The organism is Pseudofrankia inefficax (assembly GCF_000166135.1).
Lineage (GTDB): Bacteria > Actinomycetota > Actinomycetes > Frankiales > Frankiaceae > Pseudofrankia > Pseudofrankia inefficax.
The window spans coordinates 2861990-2882190 of record NC_014666.1; the positions used below are offsets into that span (position 1 = coordinate 2861990).

Below are 20201 nucleotides of genomic sequence, written 5' to 3' on the forward strand. Positions count from 1 at the left end.
GGCGCCATGACAAGCATCGACACCCCACAGGACGCGGCGCTGGCCGCGGGCGCCGAGGCGCTGCGCACCCATGTGCGCGACGTCCACGACTTCCCGCAGCCCGGGGTGGTGTTCAAGGACATCACCCCGCTGCTGGCCACCCCGGCCGCGTTCGGAACCGTCATCGGGGCGCTCGCCGAGACCGCCCGGCGGGCCGGCGCGACCGTCGTCGCCGGGATCGAGGCCCGCGGCTTCCTGCTGGCCGCGCCGGTCGCGGACCGGGTGGGCGCCGGGATCGTGCCGATCCGCAAGCAGGGCAAGCTTCCCGGCCGTACCGTCGCCGAGTCCTACGCCCTGGAGTACGGCACGGCCACGCTGGAGATCCACCATGACGCGGTCGGCCCGGGGGACCGGGTGCTCATCGTCGACGACGTGCTCGCCACCGGTGGCACTGCCGCCGCCGCGGCGAACCTGATCCGGCACGGCGGCGCCGAGGTCCTCGGCCTCGCCGTCCTGATGGAGCTCACGTTCCTCGCCGGCCGTGAGCGGATTCCGTCACTCGATGTGACCGCCCTGCTGGCAATCTGACCGTCGCTCGCCGACTCCTCCGCATCCGTCCGATTCACGGGAGACGCGAGGGTGACTGGCTGCGGCCGGTCGAGGCGCGCTGTCCGGGGGGACCGCCGGGGAGTCGGGCCTGGACTCCGCCTGACCAGCCAGGCGGTTCCGGCTCGACGGGCAGTCATAAGTTCCCTGACCGTGGGCAGAACTGAGCCTGCCGGCCGGTCTGGCCATGGGGATCACACCGCGAGGGCCCGGGTTGCGGAAGGACCGCGGCTAACCCAGCGTTAGTCTCGAAGTCATACTTTCCGGCAGGAGCAACCCGTGCCCGACGCAGTCCCGGTGACCACCGGCGCCACGCTCCCGGCGTCCGGGCCCGCCAAGGGCCCGGCCCCGGAGCGGCGTCGCGTGCCGTCCGGGACCGCCGCGGGCGCTGGCGGGGACGGGACAACCGGCGCCCGGCGCGACGACGCAGCCGAACCGGGACTCGGCACCGAGCCCGGCCCAGGCACCTCGGCGAACGGCGGAGAGGCGCTGGTCACCCCGCCGGACGACGGCTTCGGCGCGGGCGCCGTCGGGGACGACGCACCGGCCCTGGAGTCGCCCGGCGCGGGCAACGGCGCCGCGGGCCCCGCCGCGGGCCCCGTCGGTGGCCCCTCGGTGGTCGCCATCGGCGGCGGCCTGCTCGCCCACGGCGGTGTGCTCGCCGTCGGCCGGCTGGGCGGCCCGGGGGAGCTGCCCGAGGACGGTTCCCCGGTCCCGCCGCGGCTGGGCCACGAGTCGCCACCGGTGCCCCGGCGGCTGCGGGCCCGGCTGTCCCGGCTCTCGGCGCACCGCGCCACGCCGCCGTCCGCGCTCGACCCGGTGATCCGCGGCGTGGTCGCCAACCACCCGAAGGCGGACACCGGCCCGGTCCAGCTGGCCTTCCAGGTCGCCGACGCCGCGCACGCTGGCCAGGTCCGCGCCTCCGGCCACCCCTACATCACGCACCCGATCGCCGTCGCCGGCATCCTGGCCGATCTGGGCATGGACGTCCCCACGCTGTGCGCGGCGCTGCTGCACGACACGCTCGAGGAGACGACGCTCACCGTCGAGCAGATCCGCGAGCAGTTCGGCGACCAGGTCGCGCTCATCGTCGACGCGGTCAGCCGGCTGCAGAAGGTCAACGCCGGCGAGATGGCGCAGGCGGAGATGATCCGCCGGATGGTGATCGCGATGGCCCGTGACCCGCGCGCGCTGGTCGTCAAGCTCGCCGACCGGCTGCACAACATGCGCACGCTGCGCTTCCTGCCCGAGCACCGCCAGGAGCGCAAGGCCCGGCAGACCCTCGAGGTCTACGCGCCGCTGGCGCACCGGCTCGGGATGAACTCGCTGAAGTGGGAGCTGGAGGACCTCTCGTTCGCCGCGCTCTACCCGAAGCGCTACGACGAGATCGTCCGGCTCGTCGCCGACCGGGCGCCGAGCCGGGACGTCTACCTCGACGACGTCACCGCGCAGGTGCAGGGCTACCTCGCCGCGGCGGGCATCGAGTCGGTGGTCGTCGGCCGGCCCAAGCACTACTACTCGATCTACCAGAAGATGGTCGTGCGCGGCCGGTCCTTCGACGACATCTACGACCTGGTCGGCATCCGGGTGCTGGTCGACTCGGTCCGGGACTGCTACGCGGCGCTGGGCACCGTCCACGCGAACTGGAAGCCGATCCCGGGCCGGTTCAAGGACTACATCGCGATGCCCAAGTACAACATGTACCAGTCGCTGCACACGACGGTGATCGGCCCGGAGGGCAAGCCGGTCGAGCTGCAGATCCGCACGCACGGCATGCACAACCGGGCCGAGTACGGCATCGCCGCCCACTGGAAGTACAAGGAGGACGGTCGGACCGCCAGCCGCCGCCGTGCCGCCGACCCGGACCTGACCAGCTGGCTGCGCCAGATCCTCGACTGGCAGCGCGAGTCCGCGGACCCGGGTGAGTTCCTCGACAGCCTGCGGTTCGAGGCACCGGCCGACGAGGTCTTCGTGTTCACCCCGAAGGGCGACGTCATCCCGCTGCCCGCCGGGTCGACCCCGGTCGACTTCGCCTACGCCGTGCACACCGACGTCGGCAACCAGTGCGTCGGCGCGCGGATCAACGGCCGGCTCGTCGCCCTCGACACCGCGCTCGACAACGGCGACACCGTCGAGGTCTTCACCTCGCGGGCGCAGTCCGCCGGCCCGAGCGAGGACTGGCTGACCTTCGTCCGCTCGTCCAGGGCCCGCTCGAAGATCCGCCAGTGGCACGCGCGGGAGCGGCGGGAGGACGCCGTCGTCGCCGGCCGGGACGCCATCGCGCGCACGCTGCGCCGCCACGGCCTGCCGCTGACCAGGCTGATGACCGGCGAAGGCCTGCTCACCCTGGCCAAGGAGCTCGGCTACTCCGACGTCAGCGCGCTGTACGCCGGCGTGGGCGAGAACAACATCAGCGCACAGGCGGTCGTCAACCGGCTACTGAGCGCGATGGGAAGCCCGGAGGCGACCGAGGAGGACGTCGCCGACGTCGTCCTGCCGATCCGCCCGCTGCGCCGTTCCACCGGCGACCCGGGCGTACTGGTCTCCGGGACCGCCGACATCTGGGTGAAGCTGGCCCGGTGCTGCACGCCGATGCCGGGCGACGAGATCGCCGGCCTGGTGACCAGGGGCCGGGGCGTGTCGGTGCACCGCGCGGACTGCACCAACGTCGGCGAGGTCAGCTCGACTTCGGCGGACCGCTTCGTCGACGTCGAGTGGGCACCGTCGTCCGGCTCGGTGTTCCTGGTGGTGATCCAGGTCGAGGCGATGGACCGGGCGAAGCTGCTCTCGGACGTCACCCGGGTGCTGTCCGACCACCACGTCAACATCCTGTCCGCGTCGGTGACCACGAACCGCGAGCAGGTGGCGATCAGTCGCTTCACCTTCGAGATGGGGGACGCCAAGCACCTAGGCCAGGTTCTGGCCGCGGTCCGGCGGATCGACGGGGTCTATGACTGTTTCCGTGTCACGTCTGGCGTACAGGGCTAGGCGGGCCGTGACCGAGGGAGGTGCGATGACGATGAAACTGTCTCGTCGCGCCTCCTTCGGTCTTTAGGGAAAGACGGAGGGCGGGGGCGCGATGGACACTGGGGCGCGGGCAGCACTGCCAGCCGGTGGCAGTCTGTCCCCGGACGTCGCGGCCCAGCAGGCCGTCGGCGACGAGGCCCGTCCGCTCGGCGCCGCCCGGACGGCGAGCCACCGGCTGGCCCATCTCGCCCGGCGGGTCGCCTCGGCCCGGGGCGGGCAGATCCCGCCGGAGCTGCGCGGCATCGTCGAGGCGCACCGCGACTTCCACCCCAGGGCCGAGATCGGCGGGGTGATCCAGGCCTACCAGGCCGCCGAGCGGTTCCACCACGGCCAGATGCGCCGCAGCGGTGACCCGTACATCGTCCATCCGCTCGGCGTCGCCGAGATCCTCGCCGAGCTCGGGGTCGACACCACGACCCTGGTCGCGAGCCTGCTGCACGACACCGTCGAGGACACCGGCGCGACCCTCGAGGTGCTGGCCGACGAGTTCGGCACCGAGGTCGCGAACCTGGTCGACGGCGTCACCAAGCTGGACAAGATGCGCTTCGGCGACGCGGCCGAGGCCGAGACGCTGCGCAAGCTGATCGTGGCGCTGGCCAAGGACTACCGGGTCCTGGTCATCAAGATCGCGGACCGGCTGCACAACATGCGCACGCTGGAGTTCATGTCGCCGCCCAAGCAGGCCAAGATCTCCCAGGTCACGCTGGAGATCCTCGCGCCGCTGGCGCACCGCCTCGGGGTCAGCGTGATCAAGCGCGAGCTGGAGGACCGGGCGTTCGCCGTCCTCGACCCGGACCAGTACCGGCGCACCCAGGAGCTCGTGGACGACCTGACCGCCGCCGAGCGGGAGAGCGGCCAGCTCGCGGCGGTCGTCGCCCGGCTGCGGGCCGGGCTCGGCGAGGCGAAGATCAACGGCGAGGTGTCCGTCCGCCTGAGCCACCTGTTCTCGATCTACAAGCGGGCCCAGGACCGGGGCCGGCCGCCGCGGGACTACTACGACGTCGTCCGGGTGCTGGTGCTGGTCGAGGACGTCCGGGACTGCTACGCCGCCCTCGGGGTCATCCACGGCCTCTGGCGCCCGGTACCCGGCCGGCTGCGCGACTTCGTCGCCACCCCGAAGTTCAACATGTACCAGTCGCTGCACACCACGGTCACCGACGCCACCGGGCACGCCGTCGACATCCAGATCCGCACCCCGCAGATGCACGTCCTGGCGGAGACCGGCATCGTCGCCCGCCCGGTCGGCGAGAGCGCGGACGGCGCCCGCCTGGAGGGCCTGTCGTGGCTGCACAGCCTGCTGGACTGGGAGGGCGACGCGAAGGACCCCGGCGAGTTCCTGGAGTCGCTGTCCAGCGACCTGGACTCCGACGAGGTGCTGGCCTTCACCCCGAAGGGCAAGGCGATCGCGCTGCCGGCCCGGTCATCTCCGGTCGACGTGGCCTACGCGGTACACACCGACGTCGGCCACCGGGCGGTCGGCGCCCGGGTCAACGGCCGCCTGGTGCCGTTGCACACCCGGCTGCGCAACGGTGACGTGGTCGAGATCCTCACCTCGAACCTGCCCCATGCCGGGCCGTCGGAGGACTGGCTGTCGTTCGTGAAGACGGCCCGCGCCCGGGTGCGCATCCGCCGCCGCCTCGCCCGCGGCCGGCGTGAGCCCGTCGACTCCTCCAGCGGCAGCCGGCACAGCCCGGCGCCGGAGGCCGTCGTCCCGGAGGGGGCCGCGCCCGCGCGGCGCCCGGACGAGGCCGTGGCGGCCGCCACGGTGGCGCCCACGGCGCCGCGGACGCCGGCCGGGACGAGCGGGCCGCCGGCCGGCTCCACCGCCATGGAAGGCCCCGACACGCGGGCGGTGGCGCGTGCCGCCGCCCTCACCCCGACGGGGCCCGTGGTGGGCTCCCTGGACGCGGCCCCGGGCGCCGGCGGCGAGCCTGCGGCGACCCCGCCCGGAGACCGGCCCGCGCGCACGTCCGCCTGGCCGGCGGCGGACGGCGCGGCGGGAGTGAGCGAGCCGGCGGTGGCGAGCTTGGCCCCGACCGCCGAGGCGGCCCCGGCGAGTGCGGTGGCCCGGCCGGGCACGGTCGGCGTGGCGGCCGCTGGCCTGGCGGACCTGGCGATGGCGGGCGCGGGGACGGCCGCCGACGCCGATCTTGCAGTCGCCGGCGCGGCGGCGGCCGTCTCCGGTGGCACGGTCCCGGGGCGGTCCGCGCCGGGCTCGGGTGGGCGCCGGTCGCGGCCGGCCCCAGCCCCCGTGGAAGGCAGACGGCCGACGCCGGCCTGGGCGGGCGTCGCGTCGCTGGACGGGCGCCCGGACGCCCCGGTGCGGATCGCCCGCTGCTGCCTGCCGCTGCCGGGGGACGAGCTCATCGGCTTCGTCACCCATCACGGCGCTCACCACCAGGCCGTGACGCTGCACCGCCAGGAGTGCGCGAACGCCCGGCCGGGCGGGACGGCGGCGCCGGTGCGGGAGCCGGTGGGCGTGCTGCACTGGGAGGTGCCGCCGGCGCACGCCTTCCCGGCGGAGATCGCCGTCGAGGCGTTCGACCGGTACGGGCTGCTCGCGGACATCACCGAGGTGCTCTCGGACACCGCGGCGGGACTGCGGGCCGCGTCGACCTCGACCTCCGAGGACCGGGTGGCGCACGCCCGGTTCACCGTCGAGGTGACCGGTCCGCGCCAGCTTGAGGCGGTCCTGGCCGCGGTGCGCGGGGTCGGCGGCGTCTACGACTGTTATCGGGCCTGTCAGACCGCGTCATAGTCCTCGCCCGGTAACGCGGCCCGCGCGTCCGGGGGTTTGTCGTGAACCAGTGGTCTCGCGGTGGGCGGGCGCAATTGCATATGCACGGGCGAATTGCGACCGAGAGCCGGCCGCGGCGGACTGAGCCGCTTTCGCGCGGCGCGCATTGTCCGACAGGTCGGAATTCTGCCCGGAATCCCGACTCCGCTGGCGAACCGGACGGCCGCCAACAAGGAAATGTCAACCGGCCGGCGGACGGGTTGCCCGATTCGTGCCGCCAGGGCGCCTACGGCGAGGCTCAGGCGAGCACGCGCAGCTGCTCGTCGAGGTCGCGGACCGGCTGCGAGGACTGCCACGGCACCAGCCGCTCGCGGACCCGCTGCACCCGCGCGAAGCCGAGCGAGAAGTCCGTCTGCGCGACAACCGCCAGCGCGTCGGCGGCGAACCGGCAGGCGGCGTCGATGTCGCGCCGGGCCAGGTGCACGTCCGCGATGTCCCCCAGCAGCAGTGAGCGCTTCTTGGTCGCCGCCGGCCCGGCGGCGCGCAGTGCCTCGATCGCCGCGGCGTAGGCCGCGGTCGGCCGGCGCAGCCGGGTGAAGGTGGTGACCCGCAGGCCGTCGAGGCGGCCACGGTCGAAGAAGCCGGTCCAGACCCGGTCGTCGGTCGGCTCCGCCTTGTCGAACGACTCCTGCGCCCGGTCGAGCGCGGCCATGGCGGCCCGGCCGTCGCCGCGGGCGGCCTGCTCCTCGGCCTCCCTGGCGGCGAGCCAGGCCCTGGTCAGCGGGCTCGCGCTGGCGCCGATCCGCCGCTGCGCCTCGGCGAGCAGGGCGCAGGCCTGGTCGTGGCGGCCGGCACCGCCCGGCTGGTAGCTCTCGTACCCGAGCACGCAGGCCCACAGCGCCGGGTCGTCGGCCTCGCGGGCCGCCTCGATCGCCACCCGGTAGTAGGCCAGCGCGGAGGCGTTGTCGCCCAGGTCGAACGCGAGCCAGCCGGCGAGCGCCGCGGTCTCGCCCGCGGTGCTGGCGAGCTGGCGCCGCGCCGGCGACCGGGTCGTCGACTCGAGCAGCTGGGCGAGCGTGGCCAGGTGGCCGGTGACCCGGCCCATCAGGGTGCGCGCGGGCACCCGCTCCTCCAGGCCGAAAAGGCCGGCGGTGTGCTGGGAAAGCTGGTGGGCCAGCTCCGGGGTGACCGGGCTGCGCTGGCGCAGCGCCGCGGACAGCCGGTCCCAGGGCGACTCGTCGCTCGCGCCGGCCGCAGCGGCGACCGGCCCCGCGGCGCCGCTCGCGGCCACCATGCGCAGGAAGTCGCGCCGTTCGGCCGGGACGCCGCGCAGGTCGGTCGGCTCGTCCGCGCCAAGGCCAATGGACGGAACACCGTCGACCGGAATTCCGGGAAGGCCGGCCAGCATATTTCCGGCCAACGATTCCACGCAGTCGGCCATGACCGGGAATGCGGGCGGAATTCCGATCGAGGCCATTCCCGTCATCGGGTCGTCCTCGATGAAACCGAGTTCGGCGGACGAGCGGTGGAAAAGCGCGCGCAGGAGCCGCTGGTAACGCAGGCTCGGCTTCTTGTCGCCCTTTTCCCACTTGCAGATCATGTTGCCGGTGACGCCGGCCTCGCGGCCCTCGTGGAGCACCGCGAAACGGCGCAGCTCGACGGCGAGGCGTTCCTGCGACCAGCCCTTCTCCTCCCGGCACAGCCGCAGCCGGCCGTTCGGGGTCCGGCCGGAGCCGGAGCCGGAGTCCGGCGCGAGGTCCATGTCGGCCGGCGGCCGGGCCGCGGGTGGCGTGTGACCAGCGCCACTACCGCCGATGCCGCGGGGGTGGGTGGCGGCGCGGCCGTGGTCGCCGGTGGCGCCGGCCAGGCCGCGGCGTGAGGGCACCGTCGCCGGACGGATCGCGCCCGCGCGCGCCGCAGCCCCGAGCGATATCGGCATGGCCAACCTCCAGTCAGCGCTGCTCCGCCGCTTTCCGCTGAACGCGTCCGCCTATTCAGCGCCGGCCGCGGTGAGGGCATCGGAATCCGTGCTGACTCCGGCCCGACCCGGGCTGGCGGCGAAGGGTGACAGGGATCAGGGTAGCCGGTCGCTGTGACGGATATGGGCGGTGCCCCGACGTACTTGTTCACCGTCCGTGCAGAGCCTGGTTTGCCGGAACGGAAGGTGGCTGCTCGCGCGGCCTCCCGAAACTCGTCACGTGGTGCGTGGGTGGCGCCAGGTAACCGCAGGTGCATCGGGACGTGCAGCTGGTCGCCACAACGGCCGTGCCCCCTACCGTGCGGATCTGGCATGACCGTGCGCGGGTGCGCCGGAAACCGCACCTCACGATCATGGGTTCGAAATTATTGTGCTGTGCGTGGGCCACCGTTGACTCTGGGGAGGGGTGTCTGGCCGTGATGGGGGAGGAAACCACCCGGCGGCACGTGGCCGCGCGAACGGGCCAACGGGGCCGGTTGTCGGTGCCGCCTCATAGAGTCAGCAACCGTGAGCGTCAGCCCCCAACAACTTCAGCCGCACCAGCTCGGCGCCCCGCCGGTTCCTGACCCGAGCCCCGCCTCCCGCCCGCTGCGCGCCTGGCAGCGAGCGGCGCTCGACCGTTACCGGGCCGCCTCGGGAGCTGGCAGCCGCGATTTCCTCGCGGTCGCCACGCCGGGCGCGGGCAAGACGACCTTCGCTCTCACCGTGGCGGCCGAGCTGCTGGCCGCGGGCATCGTGACGACGATTTCCGTGGTCGCGCCGACCGAGCACCTCAAGCGGCAGTGGGCGGACGCGGCGGCCGGCCTCGGCATCTCGCTCGACCCGAACTTCCGGAACTCGGCCGGCGCGACGTCGCGCGACTACACCGGCGTGGCGCTCACCTACGCCCAGGTCGCCGCGCACCCCGCGCTGCACCTGGCCCGCACGAAGTCCCGGCGCACGCTCGTCATCCTCGACGAGGTGCACCACGCGGGCGACGCCCTGTCCTGGGGCGAGGCGGTCCGGGAGGCCTTCTCCCCGGCCGCCCGCCGGCTGGCCCTCACCGGGACGCCCTTTCGCTCGGACGTCAACCCGATCCCGTTCGTCACCTATCTCCCGGGCGCCGACGGGGTGACCCGCAGCGTCGCCGACTCCTCCTACGGCTACTCCGAGGCCTTGCGGGACGGCGTCGTCCGCCCAGTGATCTTCCTGGCGTACTCCGGCGAGATGAGCTGGCGCACCAGCGCGGGCGCGGAGCTGACGGCCCGGCTCGGCGAGCCGCTGACGACCGAGCAGACGGCCCACGCCTGGCGCACCGCGCTGGACCCGAAGGGCAACTGGATGCCGGCCGTCCTGGCCGCCGCGGACACCCGGCTGTCCCAGGTGCGCCGGGGCGGCATGCCGGACGCGGGCGGCCTGGTGATCGCCACCGACCACGCCAACGCCCGCGCCTACGCGGCACTGCTGCGCCGGATCAGCGGCACCGAACCGACCGTCGTGCTGTCGGACGACCCGACCGCGTCCGACCGGATCGAGGCGTTCCGACGCTCCGACGCCCGGTGGATGGTCGCCGTCCGGATGGTCTCGGAGGGCGTGGACGTGCCGCGGCTCGCGGTCGGCGTCTACGCCACGTCGGTGGCGACGCCGCTGTTCTTCGCCCAGGCCGTCGGCCGGTTCGTCCGCGGCCGTGGCCGGGCTGAGACCGCGTCGGTGTTCGTGCCCAGCGTCCCGGTCCTGCTGGACCTCGCCGGCCAGATGGAGGTGCAGCGCGACCACGCGCTGGACAAGCCGCTGCGCGAGCCGGAGGGGTTCGACGACGACGCGTTGCGCGAGGCCAACCGGCGCCGCGACACCGCGGACAAGCCCGACTCGCCGTTCACCGCGCTCGAGTCCAGCGCTGAGCTGGACCGGGTCATCTTCGACGGTGGCGAGTTCGGCGCCCCGGCCGCCGCTGGCTCCGCGGAGGAGGAGGACTTCCTCGGGCTACCCGGCCTGCTGGAGCCCGACCAGGTGGCGACGCTCCTACGCCAGCGGCAGGCCTCCCAGCTCGCCGCCGAGCGTGGCCGCAAGGCGAAGGCCGCGCGCCAGGCCGAGGCCGCCGGTCCGGTGCCCGCCCAGGCAGGCCCGCGGCCGGCCGAGGAGGGCCGCCCGGTCCACGAGGTGATCGGCGAGCTGCGCCGCGAGCTCAACCGCCTGGTCGCGGCGAACAACCACCGGACCGGCCGTCCGCACGGCATGATCCACGCCGAGCTGCGCCGGACCTGTGGCGGTCCGCCGAGCGGCCAGGCCACCGCTGCCCAGCTGCAGGCCCGGATCGACACCCTCCGCAAGTGGAACTCCTAGCGGCCGGCTCCCGCCGCGACCGCGCTCGGGCTCGGGCTCGGGCTCGATAAACGCCACAGGGCTGGCCGCCGCCGGAAGGCGGAGGCCAGCCCTGCTGGGTCAGGCTCGGTCAGCCGGTCGGGCTGGCGGACGCCTTGGCCGTCGCGGACGGCTTGGCCGTGGCGGACGCGGTCGTCGCCGGTGTGGCGGTGGCGGTCGGCGTGGCCGCCGCCGGCTGCTCCTGGTTGATCGTGATCGAGGTGATCTGCGGCTTGGTCACCGGCTGGCCGTCGGCGCCGCCCTCGACCACGCCCGGCTTGGTGATCTTGTCGAGCACGTCGAGGCCCTGGGTGATCTGCCCGAAGACGGTGTAGCCGCCGGCCAGCGCCTGCGCACCCTGCTCGCTCGGGTTGGCGTAGTTGATGAAGAACTGGCTGCCGTTCGTGTCGGCTCCCGCGTTCGCCATCGCGAGCACGCCGCGGTTGTAGTTCACGCCCGAGGTGTTCTCGTTCTTGTACTTGAAGCCCGGCGTCCCGTTGCCCGTCGCCGTCGGGTCGCCGCACTGCAGGACGAAGATCCCGGCCTCAGGACCGTAGGTCTCCCGGTGGCAGGTGGTGTTGTCGAAGTACTTCGCCTGCGCCAGCTGGTAGAGCGCGTGCACGGTGCACGGAGCCTTGGCCGGGTCGAGGGTGGCGACCATCGTGCCGTAGTTCGTGTTGATGGTCATCGTCGCCGGCTTGGTCGAGACCGTCGGCGCGGACGGCGGCATGGCGGCGTTCTTCGCCACGGTGCCCGTCGTGTCCTTCGTGTAGACGCAGTCGCCGACCTTCGTCGTCACCGCTGGGGTGGCGCTCGCGCTCGCGGTCGGAGTCGGGGTGGCGCTCGCGGTGGTGCTGCCGCCGCCGCCCACGGTCAGCACGACGGCCACGACCGTGCCGGCGACCACGACGGCCACGATCGCCGCGACGATCGCGAGAATGCGCTGCCGGCGGCGCCGCAGGGCGTAGCGGCGTTCCGCCTGCCGCTGCGCGCGCGCCATCTCAATCTCGCGCCGCCGCCGCGTCTTCGAGTTGCTCACCGACCGGGCCTCCCTGCCCTCCACGCATCACCAGACCGTGCTCGCCCGCGAACTCCCGAAGGCCCGCCGACGCCGGGCCCAGCCTCGTGAGCGCGGCTGGGTGTTGCCTTGGCGTCGGCTTAGCGAAACCTGTGGAGGCGCTGTTTCCGGCTGCGCCCGCACCGCTCGCCGCGCGGCCGCTCCCCGGGACGGCCGCCGCGTTCGCTCGGTCCGGCGCTTACGCGGACCGCCCGAACCTACCCGGTGGCGAATCCGACGGATTCAGAGAGTGTCGCGCCCGCCGAGGTAGGGACGCAGCACCTCGGGGACGGCCAGCGTCGCGTCGGCCTGTTGGAAGTTCTCCAGCACGGCGGCGAGCAGCCGCGGGGTCGCGACGGCCGTGTTGTTCAGCGTGTAGGCGAAGTGAATCTGGCCGTCCGGGGTCCGGTAGCGCAGGTTGGCCCGCCGGGCCTGCCAGTCCTTCAGCGACGAGCAGCTGTGTGTCTCCCGGTACATCCCGAGCGACGGGAACCAGGTGTTGATGTCGTTCATCCGGTACTTGCCGACGCCCATGTCGCCGGTGGAGCACTCGACGACCTCGTAGGCCAGGCCCAGCGCCTGGAGGATCGCCTCGGCGGTGCCCAGCAGCTCGGCGTGCCAGCGGTCGGACTCGGCCAGGTCGTCCGCGCAGATGACGAACTGCTCGACCTTCTCGAACTGGTGGACCCGCAGCAGCCCGCGCACGTCCCGGCTCGCGCTGCCGATCTCGCGGCGGAAGCAGGTGGAGATGCCGGCGTAGCGGATCGGCAGCCGCGAGGCGTCCAGGATCTCGCCCGAGTGCAGGCCGACCAGCGCCACCTCGGCGGTGCCGGCGAGGTACGCGTCGTCGGCCGGGATCTCGTAGATCTCCGCGCGGCCCTTCGGCAGCATGCCGCTGCCGACCAGCGGCGCCTCCTTGACCAGGACCGGCACCGACATCAGCTGGAAGTCCCGGCCGCGCAGCACGTCGAGGGCGTAGGAGTGCAGCGCCCGCTCCAGCAGGACCAGGTCGCCGCACAACGCGTACGCGCGCTCGCCTGCGACCCGGCGGGCGCGGGCGAACTCGGCCCAGCCACGCTTCTCGGCCAGGTCGACGTGGTCGAGCGTCTCGAAGTCGAACGTCGGCGGGGTGCCCCAGGTGCGCACCACCGTGTTGGCCGACTCGTCCGGCCCGACCGGCGCGCCCTCCCACGGGATGGTCGGCGTCGCCAGCATCAGCTCGGTCAGCCGCTCGCTGGTCGCGGCCTGCTGCTCGTTCAGCCGCCTGAGCTCGGCGTCGGTCTCGGCGCTCTGGGCGCGCAGCTCCTCCTTGCGCGCCGCGTCGGCCTTGGCGAACTCCTTGGCGGACGACTTGCGGCGGGACAGCGCCTGGTCCTTCGCGAACTGCAGCTCGCGGTTTTCCTGGTCGAGCTTGAGCAGCTCGTCGACGTCGAGGTCGAGCCCCTTGACGCGCACCGCCTGCTTCACCACGTCCGGGTTGTCCCGGATGAAGCGCTTGTCGAGCATGGAGTCCCGTCGTTCCTGATCGGAGTCTGGCCGGCCGGCCCTGCCCTGAAGCAGGCCTGCTCTCGTCCGAGACGGGCGTGCCCTGGCCTGAGGCGGGTCGTCACCGGCGTGGCGGCCGTCGACCGTTCGCTATAGGTCGGTTGAAGGTCACGCTATCAGCCGTCCGGACCGCGCCCGGCCCTCCCGGCGCCCGCGCCGCGGATCGCGTCCAGCCTGCCTTCAGCCGTGGGGGCCTACCGTCGAGGCCTACCGCCGAGGCCGGGGCAACTGGCGAGCGTGGACGCGCAGCAGGGCGGCTCCGGCGACACCCAGCCGGCGGGGGGTGCCGACCGCGACCCGGCGGTCCAGCACCTGGTAGTCGGCCTTCTCGATCTCGTCGAGGATGCCGCCGTAGAGGCGCGCCGCGGTCCGCACGCAGTCCCGCGACGTCGGGTGCAGCAGCCGGACCCCCGGCGCCGCGGCGCGCAGGATCTCCTTGGCGCGCCCCACCTCGTGGCGCAGCAGCCGGCGCACCGCGCCGTCGACCACGCCGGTCGCCAGCCGTTCCCGGGTGACGCCGAACAGCTCCATCGACTCCCGCGGCAGGTAGACCCGGCCGCGGCGCAGGTCCTCGCCGACGTCGCGCAGGAAGTTGATCAGTTGGAACGCGGTCCCGAGGTCCCCGGCGTACGGCGCCGCGGCCGCCGAGCTGGGTTCCAGGACCGGCAGCATCTGCAGGCCGATGACGGTGCCCGAGCCGTACACGTAGGTCATCAGGTCGTCGAAGGTGTCGTAGCCGGTGATGGTCAGGTCCATCGCCATCGATGCCAGGAACGCCTCGAAGTGGTCGACCGGGACGTCCCAGCGACGGATGGTGTGGAGCACGGCCGGCAGCACCGACACGTCCGACCGGTACAACGGCCGCGCCAGCGCGTCGTGGCCGCCGCCGCCCGAGCCGGCCGGGCCCGTCGGGTCCTCGCCAGCGGTGCCCTGGCGCAGCGCGTCGATCAGCCTGCCGCCCCAGTCGGCCAGCCAGGCGGCCCGCTCGGCGGCCGGCAGCTGTGAGTCGAGGCTGTCGACGATGTCGTCCGCGTACCGGGCGAACCCGTAGAGAGCGTGGACGTACGGCCGTTTCCACGCCGGCAGCAGCAACGTCGCCAGGTAGTAGGTGCGGCCGTGCTCCGCGTTGAGCCGCCGCGCCGCCGCGTAGGAGCGGCGCAGCTCCGGGTCCGCGGCGATCGCGGCCAGCTCGGCCTCGCCACCCCGGGCAGCTGTGGTCACAGCGCCTGAGGGTACGACGGCCGGTTTACGCCTGGGCGGCCGATCCGGGCCGTTCAGGGCAGCCGTCGGGCGAAGGCCAGGGAGAGCGCGGCCGCGGCGAGCCCCAGCCCGAGGCTGGTCGCGACGAACTGGTCGGTGATCTCGCGGAACTCCTTGCGGTAGCCGATCGAGCTGCCCAGGCCCTTGTAGATCGAGGTCAGCTCGTCCCCCGAGGTCGCCCGGTGGTGGGAGCCGCCGGTCTGCTCGGCGATCTGGCTGAGCGCCGGCTCGTTCACCGGCACCGGGATCAGCTGGCCGCCGACGTCGAGGGTGCCGTTGGGGGTGCCGTAGGCGATCGTGCTGACCGGGATGTGCGCGTCCTTGGCTGCCTGCGCTGCCTGGTTGTTCGGCCGGCCGCGGGTGGTCTCGCCGTCGGAGAGCAGCACGATCGCGGCCGGCGGCACCGCCTGCCCGCTGTTGACGAACTGGCTGCTGACCGTGTTGATCGCCGAGAGACCGGCGTAGATCCCCTCGCCGATCGCGGTCGCCGGGCCCAGCTGCAGGCCGTTGATGCCGGCCTTGACCGCGTCCCGGTCGGTGGTCGGCGGCACCAGCACCGCCGCGGTGCCGGAGAACGAGACCAGGCCCAGGTTGATCTTGGGTGGGAGCTGGTCGACGAACGCCTGCGCGCCCTGCTTGGCCGCCGCCAGCCGGCTGGGCGAGATGTCGGTGGCCGCCATCGAGTTCGACACGTCGATCGCCAGCACGATCGTCGCCCGTTCACGCGGGACCAGCTCGGTCCTGGCCGGGCGGGCGAGGGCGAGCACCATCCCGGTCAGCGAGAGCAGCAGCAGGGCCGCCGGGACGTGCCGGCGCCACCACCGTGGCCGGATCGGCAGCACCGAGGACAGCATCGACGCGGACGCCAGCCGGGCGGCGTAGCGGGCCCGGCGCAGCGACGTGACGATGTGCGCCGCGAGCAGCGCCGCGACGGCCAGCAGCAGCCACAGCCAGTGGGCCGACAGGAAAGTCATGACGTCCTGCCTGTTCGGGTCGCGTTCGTCCCGGGCCGCCCGCGGGCGCCGGCGGAGCGTAGGGCCGCCTGCCCGCGCCGGCTGGCCGCCGCGTAGCGGGCGATCTCGATCAGCCAGTCGGTGTCGGTCCGCAGCCGCAGGTGCGACGCGCCGGCGCCCCGCAGCGCCGCGGCGACGTCGTCGCGGTGGCGGGCCGCGGCCTGCTCGTAGCGGGCCCGGAAGCGGCGCGAGTGCGTGGGCAGGTCGAACAGCGCGCCGGTCTCCGGGTCGACGACCGCGAGCGGGCCGACGTTCGGCAACGACAGCTCCAGCGGGTCGATGACCTCGATCGCGAGCAGGTCGTGCCGGCCGGCCAGCGCCCGCAGCGGGCGTTCCCAGCGCAGGTCGACGGACAGGAAGTCGGACACGACGACCACCAGCCCGCGCCTGCGCGGCGGCCGGCGCAGCGACTCGATCGCCGTCGCCAGGTCCGTGCCAGCTCTGGCCCCGTCGGCGGTCCCGGCCGCGGCGGCCGTCCCGCGCCCGGCTCGCGGGGGCGGCTCGGCCGGGGTCCCGATCGTCAGCAGGGTGCGCAGGAGAGCCCGCAGGCCGGCCCGGCCCGGGCGGGCCGGGATCAGCCGGGTGCCGGTGTCGGTGAGCGCGACCGCGCCCATCCGGTTGCCGGTCCGCGCGGTCAGGAACCCGACCGCGCCGGTCGCCGCGATCGCGAGGTCTCGTTTCTCGCACCGGGCGCTGCCGAAGCGCTGGCTGCCGGTCAGGTCGACCAGCGCCCAGGTCTCCAGCTCACGGTCGGCGATCAGGTCGTGCACGTGCGGGACCGTCGTACGGGCGGTGACCGCCCAGTCCATCCGCCGGACGTCGTCGCCGAACTGGTACTCGCGGCTCTCGGCCTTCTCGCTGCCCTGGCCCGGCAGCAGGCCGAGATAGTCGCCGAGCAGCAGCCCGTCGAGCCGGCGCAGCACGGTCAGCTCCAGGTGCCGCAGGGTCCGCTCGACGACCGGGTCGGTGGCCCGGACGTGCTGGCCGGCAGCGTAGGTCTGGCCCGCGGCGTGCGTCCGGCCGGCACTGTCGGTCTGGCCGGCGCTGTCGGTCCCCGGCCCCGGGCTCATGCCGGCCGTTCCTCGTCGTACTCGGGGAAGCCGGAGCTGATGTTCGGCGCCCAGCGGCCCCGGGGGCCGATCGGGAAGCCCCCGTTGCCCTGTCGGGGCGCGACCTGGGGCGCCGGCACCCCGGCGACCACGCGGGCGGCGATCTCGTCGCTGGACAGCCCGTCGGCGAGCGCGTCGTAGGACAGCACGAGCCGGTGCGGGAGCACGTCGAGGGCGACCGCGCGCACGTCGTCGGGCACCGTGTAGTCGCGCCCGCGCAACAGCGCCAGCGCCCGCGCGGCGGCGACCAGGCCGAGGGAGGCCCGGGGCGACGCCCCGTAGGTGAGCAGCCCGGCGAGGTCGGGCAGGCCGTGGTCGGCCGGGTCGCGGCTGGCCAGCACCAGCCGGACGGCGTACTCGATGATCGCGTGGTGGACGAAGACCTCGTCCGCCCGTTCCTGCAGCCGTACCAGCGTCCGCGGGTCGAGCACCCGGTCGGCGTGCGGCGGGCGGACCCCCATCCGCCGGACGATCTCCAGCTCCTCGCCGGCCGTCGGGTAGGGCACGTTGACCTTCATCAGGAACCGGTCGCGCTGCGCCTCCGGCAGCGGGTACACGCCCTCGGACTCGATCGGGTTCTGCGTGGCCAGCACCAGGAACGGCACCGGCAGCCGGTGGGTCACCCCGCCGAGCGAGACCTGCTTCTCGGACATGACCTCCAGCAGCGCCGACTGGACCTTCGCCGGCGCGCGGTTGATCTCGTCCGCGAGCACGAAGTTCGCGAAGATCGGCCCGAGCTCGATGTCGAACGTCTCCCGGCTCGCCCGGTACACCCGGGTGCCGACGATGTCGGAGGGAACCAGGTCGTTGGTGAACTGGATGCGCACGAAGCTGCCACCCACCACGTCCGCCAGCGTCTGCACGGCGAGTGTCTTGGCGACGCCCGGCACGCCCTCCAGCAGGCAGTGGCCGCGCGCCAGCAACGCGACCAGCATCCGTTCGACCATGTGGTCCTGGCCGACGATGACCTTCTTCACCTCGAACAGCGCGCGTTCGAGCAACGCGGCGTCGCTGGTCGTGTCCGGTGCCGCCAGCACCTCCGGCCCTTCTTCCATGGCAGCATTCTCCCAGCCCCGCCGCGAGGCCGGCGCGGAAAATCGAGGCTCGGCCACGGTCGTCCGGTTTGTTTACGGTTCCTTAAGGCGGTTACGGTTTCCTGAGGCGGTTGCGGACACCCCCGCCCGGGCCGGGCGCGCGGCGGCCGGCGCGACCCGGGCCGACCACCCGTTCCGCGGCCAGCCGCCCCGAGAGCAGCACCATCGGCACCCCGACGCCCGGACGGGTGCCGCTGCCGGTGAACACCACGTTTTCCAGGCCCGGCGCGAGATTGCCCGGCCGGAATGGGCCGGTCTGCCCAAAGGTGTGTGCCGCCGCGAACGGCGCGCCGGCCGTGAGCCCGCGGGCCAGCCAGTCCGCCGGCGTGGTCATCGACTCGACCGCCATCGTGGCGGCGAATTCCTCGTAGCCGTGACGTTCCAGGGTCGCGACCACCTCGTCGCGGTAGCGCGGGCCGATGACCGACCAGTCGAGTTCCGCCCCGGCGACCGCATTGGGCGTGGGGAACAGGACATGGAAGGCATGCCCCCCGGCGGGCGCGAGCGCCGGTTCGGTCATCGACGGGACGCTGACCAGGAATGACGGGTCGCTCATCAGCTCACCGCGGTCGATGATCTCACTGAACGTGCGCCGCCAGGCCGCGCCGAAATGGATGGTGTGGTGGGCCGCGTCCAGCCGGTCCGCGTCCGGGTGCGCGTGCGCTCCCGCGCCGGCCAGCAGCAGGAAGCACGACGGCGAGTAACGCAGCCGGGCCAGCCGGCGCGGCGTCACCGTGGGCGGCAGCAGCTCCCGGTAGGCGGTCGGCAGGTCCGGGTTGAGCACCACGACGTCGGCGGCGATCCGCTCGCCGGTCGCGGTGCGCACCGCCACCGCCCGGCCGCCGCTCACCTCCACCTCGGTCACCGCGGTGCCGTAGCGGAACGTGGCCCCGTGCTTGGCCGCGGCGGCGGCCATCGCCACCGGCACCGCGTGCAGGCCGCCCTCGGCGTGGAACACCCCGGCGACCGAGTCCATGTAGGAGATCACCGCGTAGACGCCCAGCGCCTGGTGTGGAGCGAGACCGGCGTACATCGCCTGGAACGAGAAGAGCCGGCGGGTCCGCGGGTCGCGCAGGTGGCTCCCGACCAGCCGGTCGAGCCGGCGGAACGCGCCGAGCGCCGCCAGCCGGGCCAGCGACGGGCGCAGCAGGCCCAGCGGCGAGTCGAGCTGGGCGTCGATGAAGTCGCGCAGCTCGGCGCGGTAGATCGCCGTCACCGTCTCGACGAACCGCCGGTAGCCCGCGGCCTCGGCCGGGCCGCACAGCGCCGCGATCCCGGCCGCGGTGGCCTCCGGGTCGGCCCGTACGTCCAGCGCCGAGCCGTCCGCGAACCGGGCCCGGTACAGCGGGTCGAGCCGGCGCAGCGTCACCCAGTCGGCGAGGTCCTCGCCCACCGTGGCGAACGCGTCGGCGAGCAGGTCCGGCATCGTCAGCACCGTCGGGCCGGTGTCGAACTGGTAGCCGCCCGAGCGCCACACCCCGGCCCGCCCGCCGGGCACGTCGGCCCGCTCCAGCACGGTCACCCGGCGGCCGGCGCCGGCCAGCCGCAGCGCGGCCGACAGACCGCCCAGCCCGGCACCGACCACCACCACGTGGTCCGTCGGCCCCGTCACCGTCCGCACATCGGCCCCCTCCCAGTCCAGTTCCCGGCGGGGCCGGGTAAGCGCCAGGCGGCGCGGCGCCGGGTACGGTGCGTGCGTCCGCCCGGTCCGTCCCGCCTGGAGTAGTCGCCGTGTCCCATGTCACCGTCTCCGACGTGCTCGCGGTGGCCGTCTGCCTCGTCCTGCTGGCCGCCGCGCTGGGCGGGATGTGGCTGCTGCTGCGCCCCCCGCTGACCGCCGTGCGCACCGTCGAGGGCGTGCGCGCGGTCGAGGTGCGGCTGGCGGATGGCCGGGTCGAGATCGGCGAGGACGAGCGGGCCGACGCGCGTGTCGACCTGACGGTACGTCGCCGGGTCGGCCGGACCGTGCCCCGGCTGGTCAACGCCGGCGGCACGCTGCGCCTCGACGGCGAGACGAGCGAGGCGCGGCTGCGGCTGCGGCTGCCGCGTGCCACACCGGCGCGGGTGGAGCTGCGGGCCGGCGAGGTCAGCCTGTGGGGGTCGGCCGGCGACCTGGAACTGCTGACCGAGACCGCGACGATCGCCGGTCGGGAGCTGTCCGGGCGGCACGTGACCGCGCGCAGCGAGACCGGGGATGTCAACCTGCACTTCACCGGGGCGCCGGACCGGCTGGCGGTCGCGTGCGGGCCGGGCGCGGTCACCATCGTGCTGCCGGACGGCCGGTACGCCGTCGAGGTGGAGTCGCCCGACCCGGCGACCGTTCCCGACATCGACGTGCCCACCGACCCGGCCGCTCCGCACGCCGTCCTGGTGCGCAGTGACGGCGGTCAGGTCCGGATCGGAATCGCTGTATCCGGTGGCGCCCTGCCCATCTGACGGCCACCCGTTGCGGCTAC

At 74.0% G+C, this 20201-nt stretch carries 13 protein-coding genes; 5 read left to right on the forward strand and 8 right to left on the reverse strand.

Translation table 11 applies throughout. The features are described 5' to 3' along the window. Positions 1 to 6: 6 nt before the first annotated feature. From FRAEUI1C_RS11625 to FRAEUI1C_RS11635, 3 genes are all read left to right on the forward strand, one after another. A complete protein-coding gene (locus FRAEUI1C_RS11625) occupies positions 7 to 567 on the forward strand; it encodes an adenine phosphoribosyltransferase (protein WP_013423491.1) in 561 nt (186 codons plus the stop codon). Between the two features lie 297 nt (positions 568 to 864). Continuing rightward, a complete protein-coding gene (locus FRAEUI1C_RS11630) occupies positions 865 to 3573 on the forward strand; it encodes a RelA/SpoT family protein (RefSeq protein WP_013423492.1) in 2709 nt (902 codons plus the stop codon). A 91-nt stretch (positions 3574 to 3664) separates the two neighbouring features. Further along, positions 3665 to 6370, forward strand: coding sequence for a RelA/SpoT family protein (locus FRAEUI1C_RS11635; protein WP_013423493.1), 2706 nt, complete (start codon positions 3665 to 3667; stop codon positions 6368 to 6370). 277 nt (positions 6371 to 6647) lie between these two features. Here the strand turns inward: FRAEUI1C_RS11635 and FRAEUI1C_RS11640 are convergent, their stop codons facing one another. Further along, the gene (locus FRAEUI1C_RS11640) at positions 6648 to 8288 is read right to left on the reverse strand and encodes a helix-turn-helix domain-containing protein (RefSeq protein WP_013423494.1); all 1641 of its coding nucleotides are present in this window, start codon (positions 8286 to 8288) and stop codon (positions 6648 to 6650) included. 546 nt (positions 8289 to 8834) lie between these two features. Here FRAEUI1C_RS11640 and FRAEUI1C_RS11645 point away from each other — a divergent pair. Next, on the forward strand, positions 8835 to 10649 hold the full coding sequence (locus tag FRAEUI1C_RS11645) for a DEAD/DEAH box helicase (protein WP_013423495.1): 1815 nt from the start codon (positions 8835 to 8837) through the stop codon (positions 10647 to 10649). A gap of 109 nt (positions 10650 to 10758) precedes the next feature. Here the strand turns inward: FRAEUI1C_RS11645 and FRAEUI1C_RS11650 are convergent, their stop codons facing one another. The 7 genes from FRAEUI1C_RS11650 to crtI all read right to left on the reverse strand — a co-directional run bounded on the left by FRAEUI1C_RS11650 (position 10759) and on the right by crtI (position 19366). Then, the gene (locus tag FRAEUI1C_RS11650; RefSeq protein ID WP_013423496.1) at positions 10759 to 11706 is read right to left on the reverse strand and encodes a peptidylprolyl isomerase; all 948 of its coding nucleotides are present in this window, start codon (positions 11704 to 11706) and stop codon (positions 10759 to 10761) included. A 261-nt stretch (positions 11707 to 11967) separates the two neighbouring features. Then, entirely contained in the window at positions 11968 to 13230 is a 1263-nt protein-coding gene (serS, locus tag FRAEUI1C_RS11655; RefSeq protein ID WP_013423497.1) for a serine--tRNA ligase, read from the reverse strand. A gap of 246 nt (positions 13231 to 13476) precedes the next feature. After that, complete coding sequence (locus FRAEUI1C_RS11660; protein ID WP_013423498.1) at positions 13477 to 14490, reverse strand: phytoene/squalene synthase family protein; 1014 nt, start codon at positions 14488 to 14490, stop codon at positions 13477 to 13479. A gap of 53 nt (positions 14491 to 14543) precedes the next feature. Next, a complete protein-coding gene (locus FRAEUI1C_RS11665; protein ID WP_013423499.1) occupies positions 14544 to 15503 on the reverse strand; it encodes a VWA domain-containing protein in 960 nt (319 codons plus the stop codon). Further along, on the reverse strand, positions 15500 to 16612 hold the full coding sequence (locus tag FRAEUI1C_RS11670) for a DUF58 domain-containing protein (RefSeq protein WP_013423500.1): 1113 nt from the start codon (positions 16610 to 16612) through the stop codon (positions 15500 to 15502). Before FRAEUI1C_RS11670 ends, FRAEUI1C_RS11665 begins: the two co-directional genes overlap by 4 nt. Then, entirely contained in the window at positions 16609 to 17706 is a 1098-nt protein-coding gene (locus FRAEUI1C_RS11675; protein WP_013423501.1) for an AAA family ATPase, read from the reverse strand. Before FRAEUI1C_RS11675 ends, FRAEUI1C_RS11670 begins: the two co-directional genes overlap by 4 nt. Before the next feature lie 91 nt (positions 17707 to 17797). Next, positions 17798 to 19366: a phytoene desaturase family protein gene (gene crtI / locus FRAEUI1C_RS11680; RefSeq protein ID WP_013423502.1), complete on the reverse strand. Its 1569-nt coding sequence runs from the start codon at positions 19364 to 19366 to the stop codon at positions 17798 to 17800. A 110-nt stretch (positions 19367 to 19476) separates the two neighbouring features. On the opposite strand from crtI, the gene FRAEUI1C_RS11685 reads away from it, so the two are divergent. After that, on the forward strand, positions 19477 to 20181 hold the full coding sequence (locus FRAEUI1C_RS11685; RefSeq protein WP_013423503.1) for a DUF4097 family beta strand repeat-containing protein: 705 nt from the start codon (positions 19477 to 19479) through the stop codon (positions 20179 to 20181). Positions 20182 to 20201: the final 20 nt, after the last annotated feature.

Bases quoted from the DNA above. Each gene is read 5' to 3' on its own strand.
- FRAEUI1C_RS11625 (WP_013423491.1), top strand. From the start codon at position 7: ATGACAAGCATCGACACCCCACAGGACGCGGCGCTGGCCGCGGGCGCC.
- FRAEUI1C_RS11635 (WP_013423493.1), top strand. From the start codon at position 3,665: ATGGACACTGGGGCGCGGGCAGCACTGCCAGCCGGTGGCAGTCTGTCC.
- FRAEUI1C_RS11640 (WP_013423494.1), bottom strand. From the start codon at position 8,288: ATGCCGATATCGCTCGGGGCTGCGGCGCGCGCGGGCGCGATCCGTCCG.
- serS (WP_013423497.1), bottom strand. From the start codon at position 13,230: ATGCTCGACAAGCGCTTCATCCGGGACAACCCGGACGTGGTGAAGCAG.
- FRAEUI1C_RS11665 (WP_013423499.1), bottom strand. From the start codon at position 15,503: ATGACTTTCCTGTCGGCCCACTGGCTGTGGCTGCTGCTGGCCGTCGCG.
- FRAEUI1C_RS11670 (WP_013423500.1), bottom strand. From the start codon at position 16,612: ATGAGCCCGGGGCCGGGGACCGACAGCGCCGGCCAGACCGACAGTGCC.
- FRAEUI1C_RS11675 (WP_013423501.1), bottom strand. From the start codon at position 17,706: ATGGAAGAAGGGCCGGAGGTGCTGGCGGCACCGGACACGACCAGCGAC.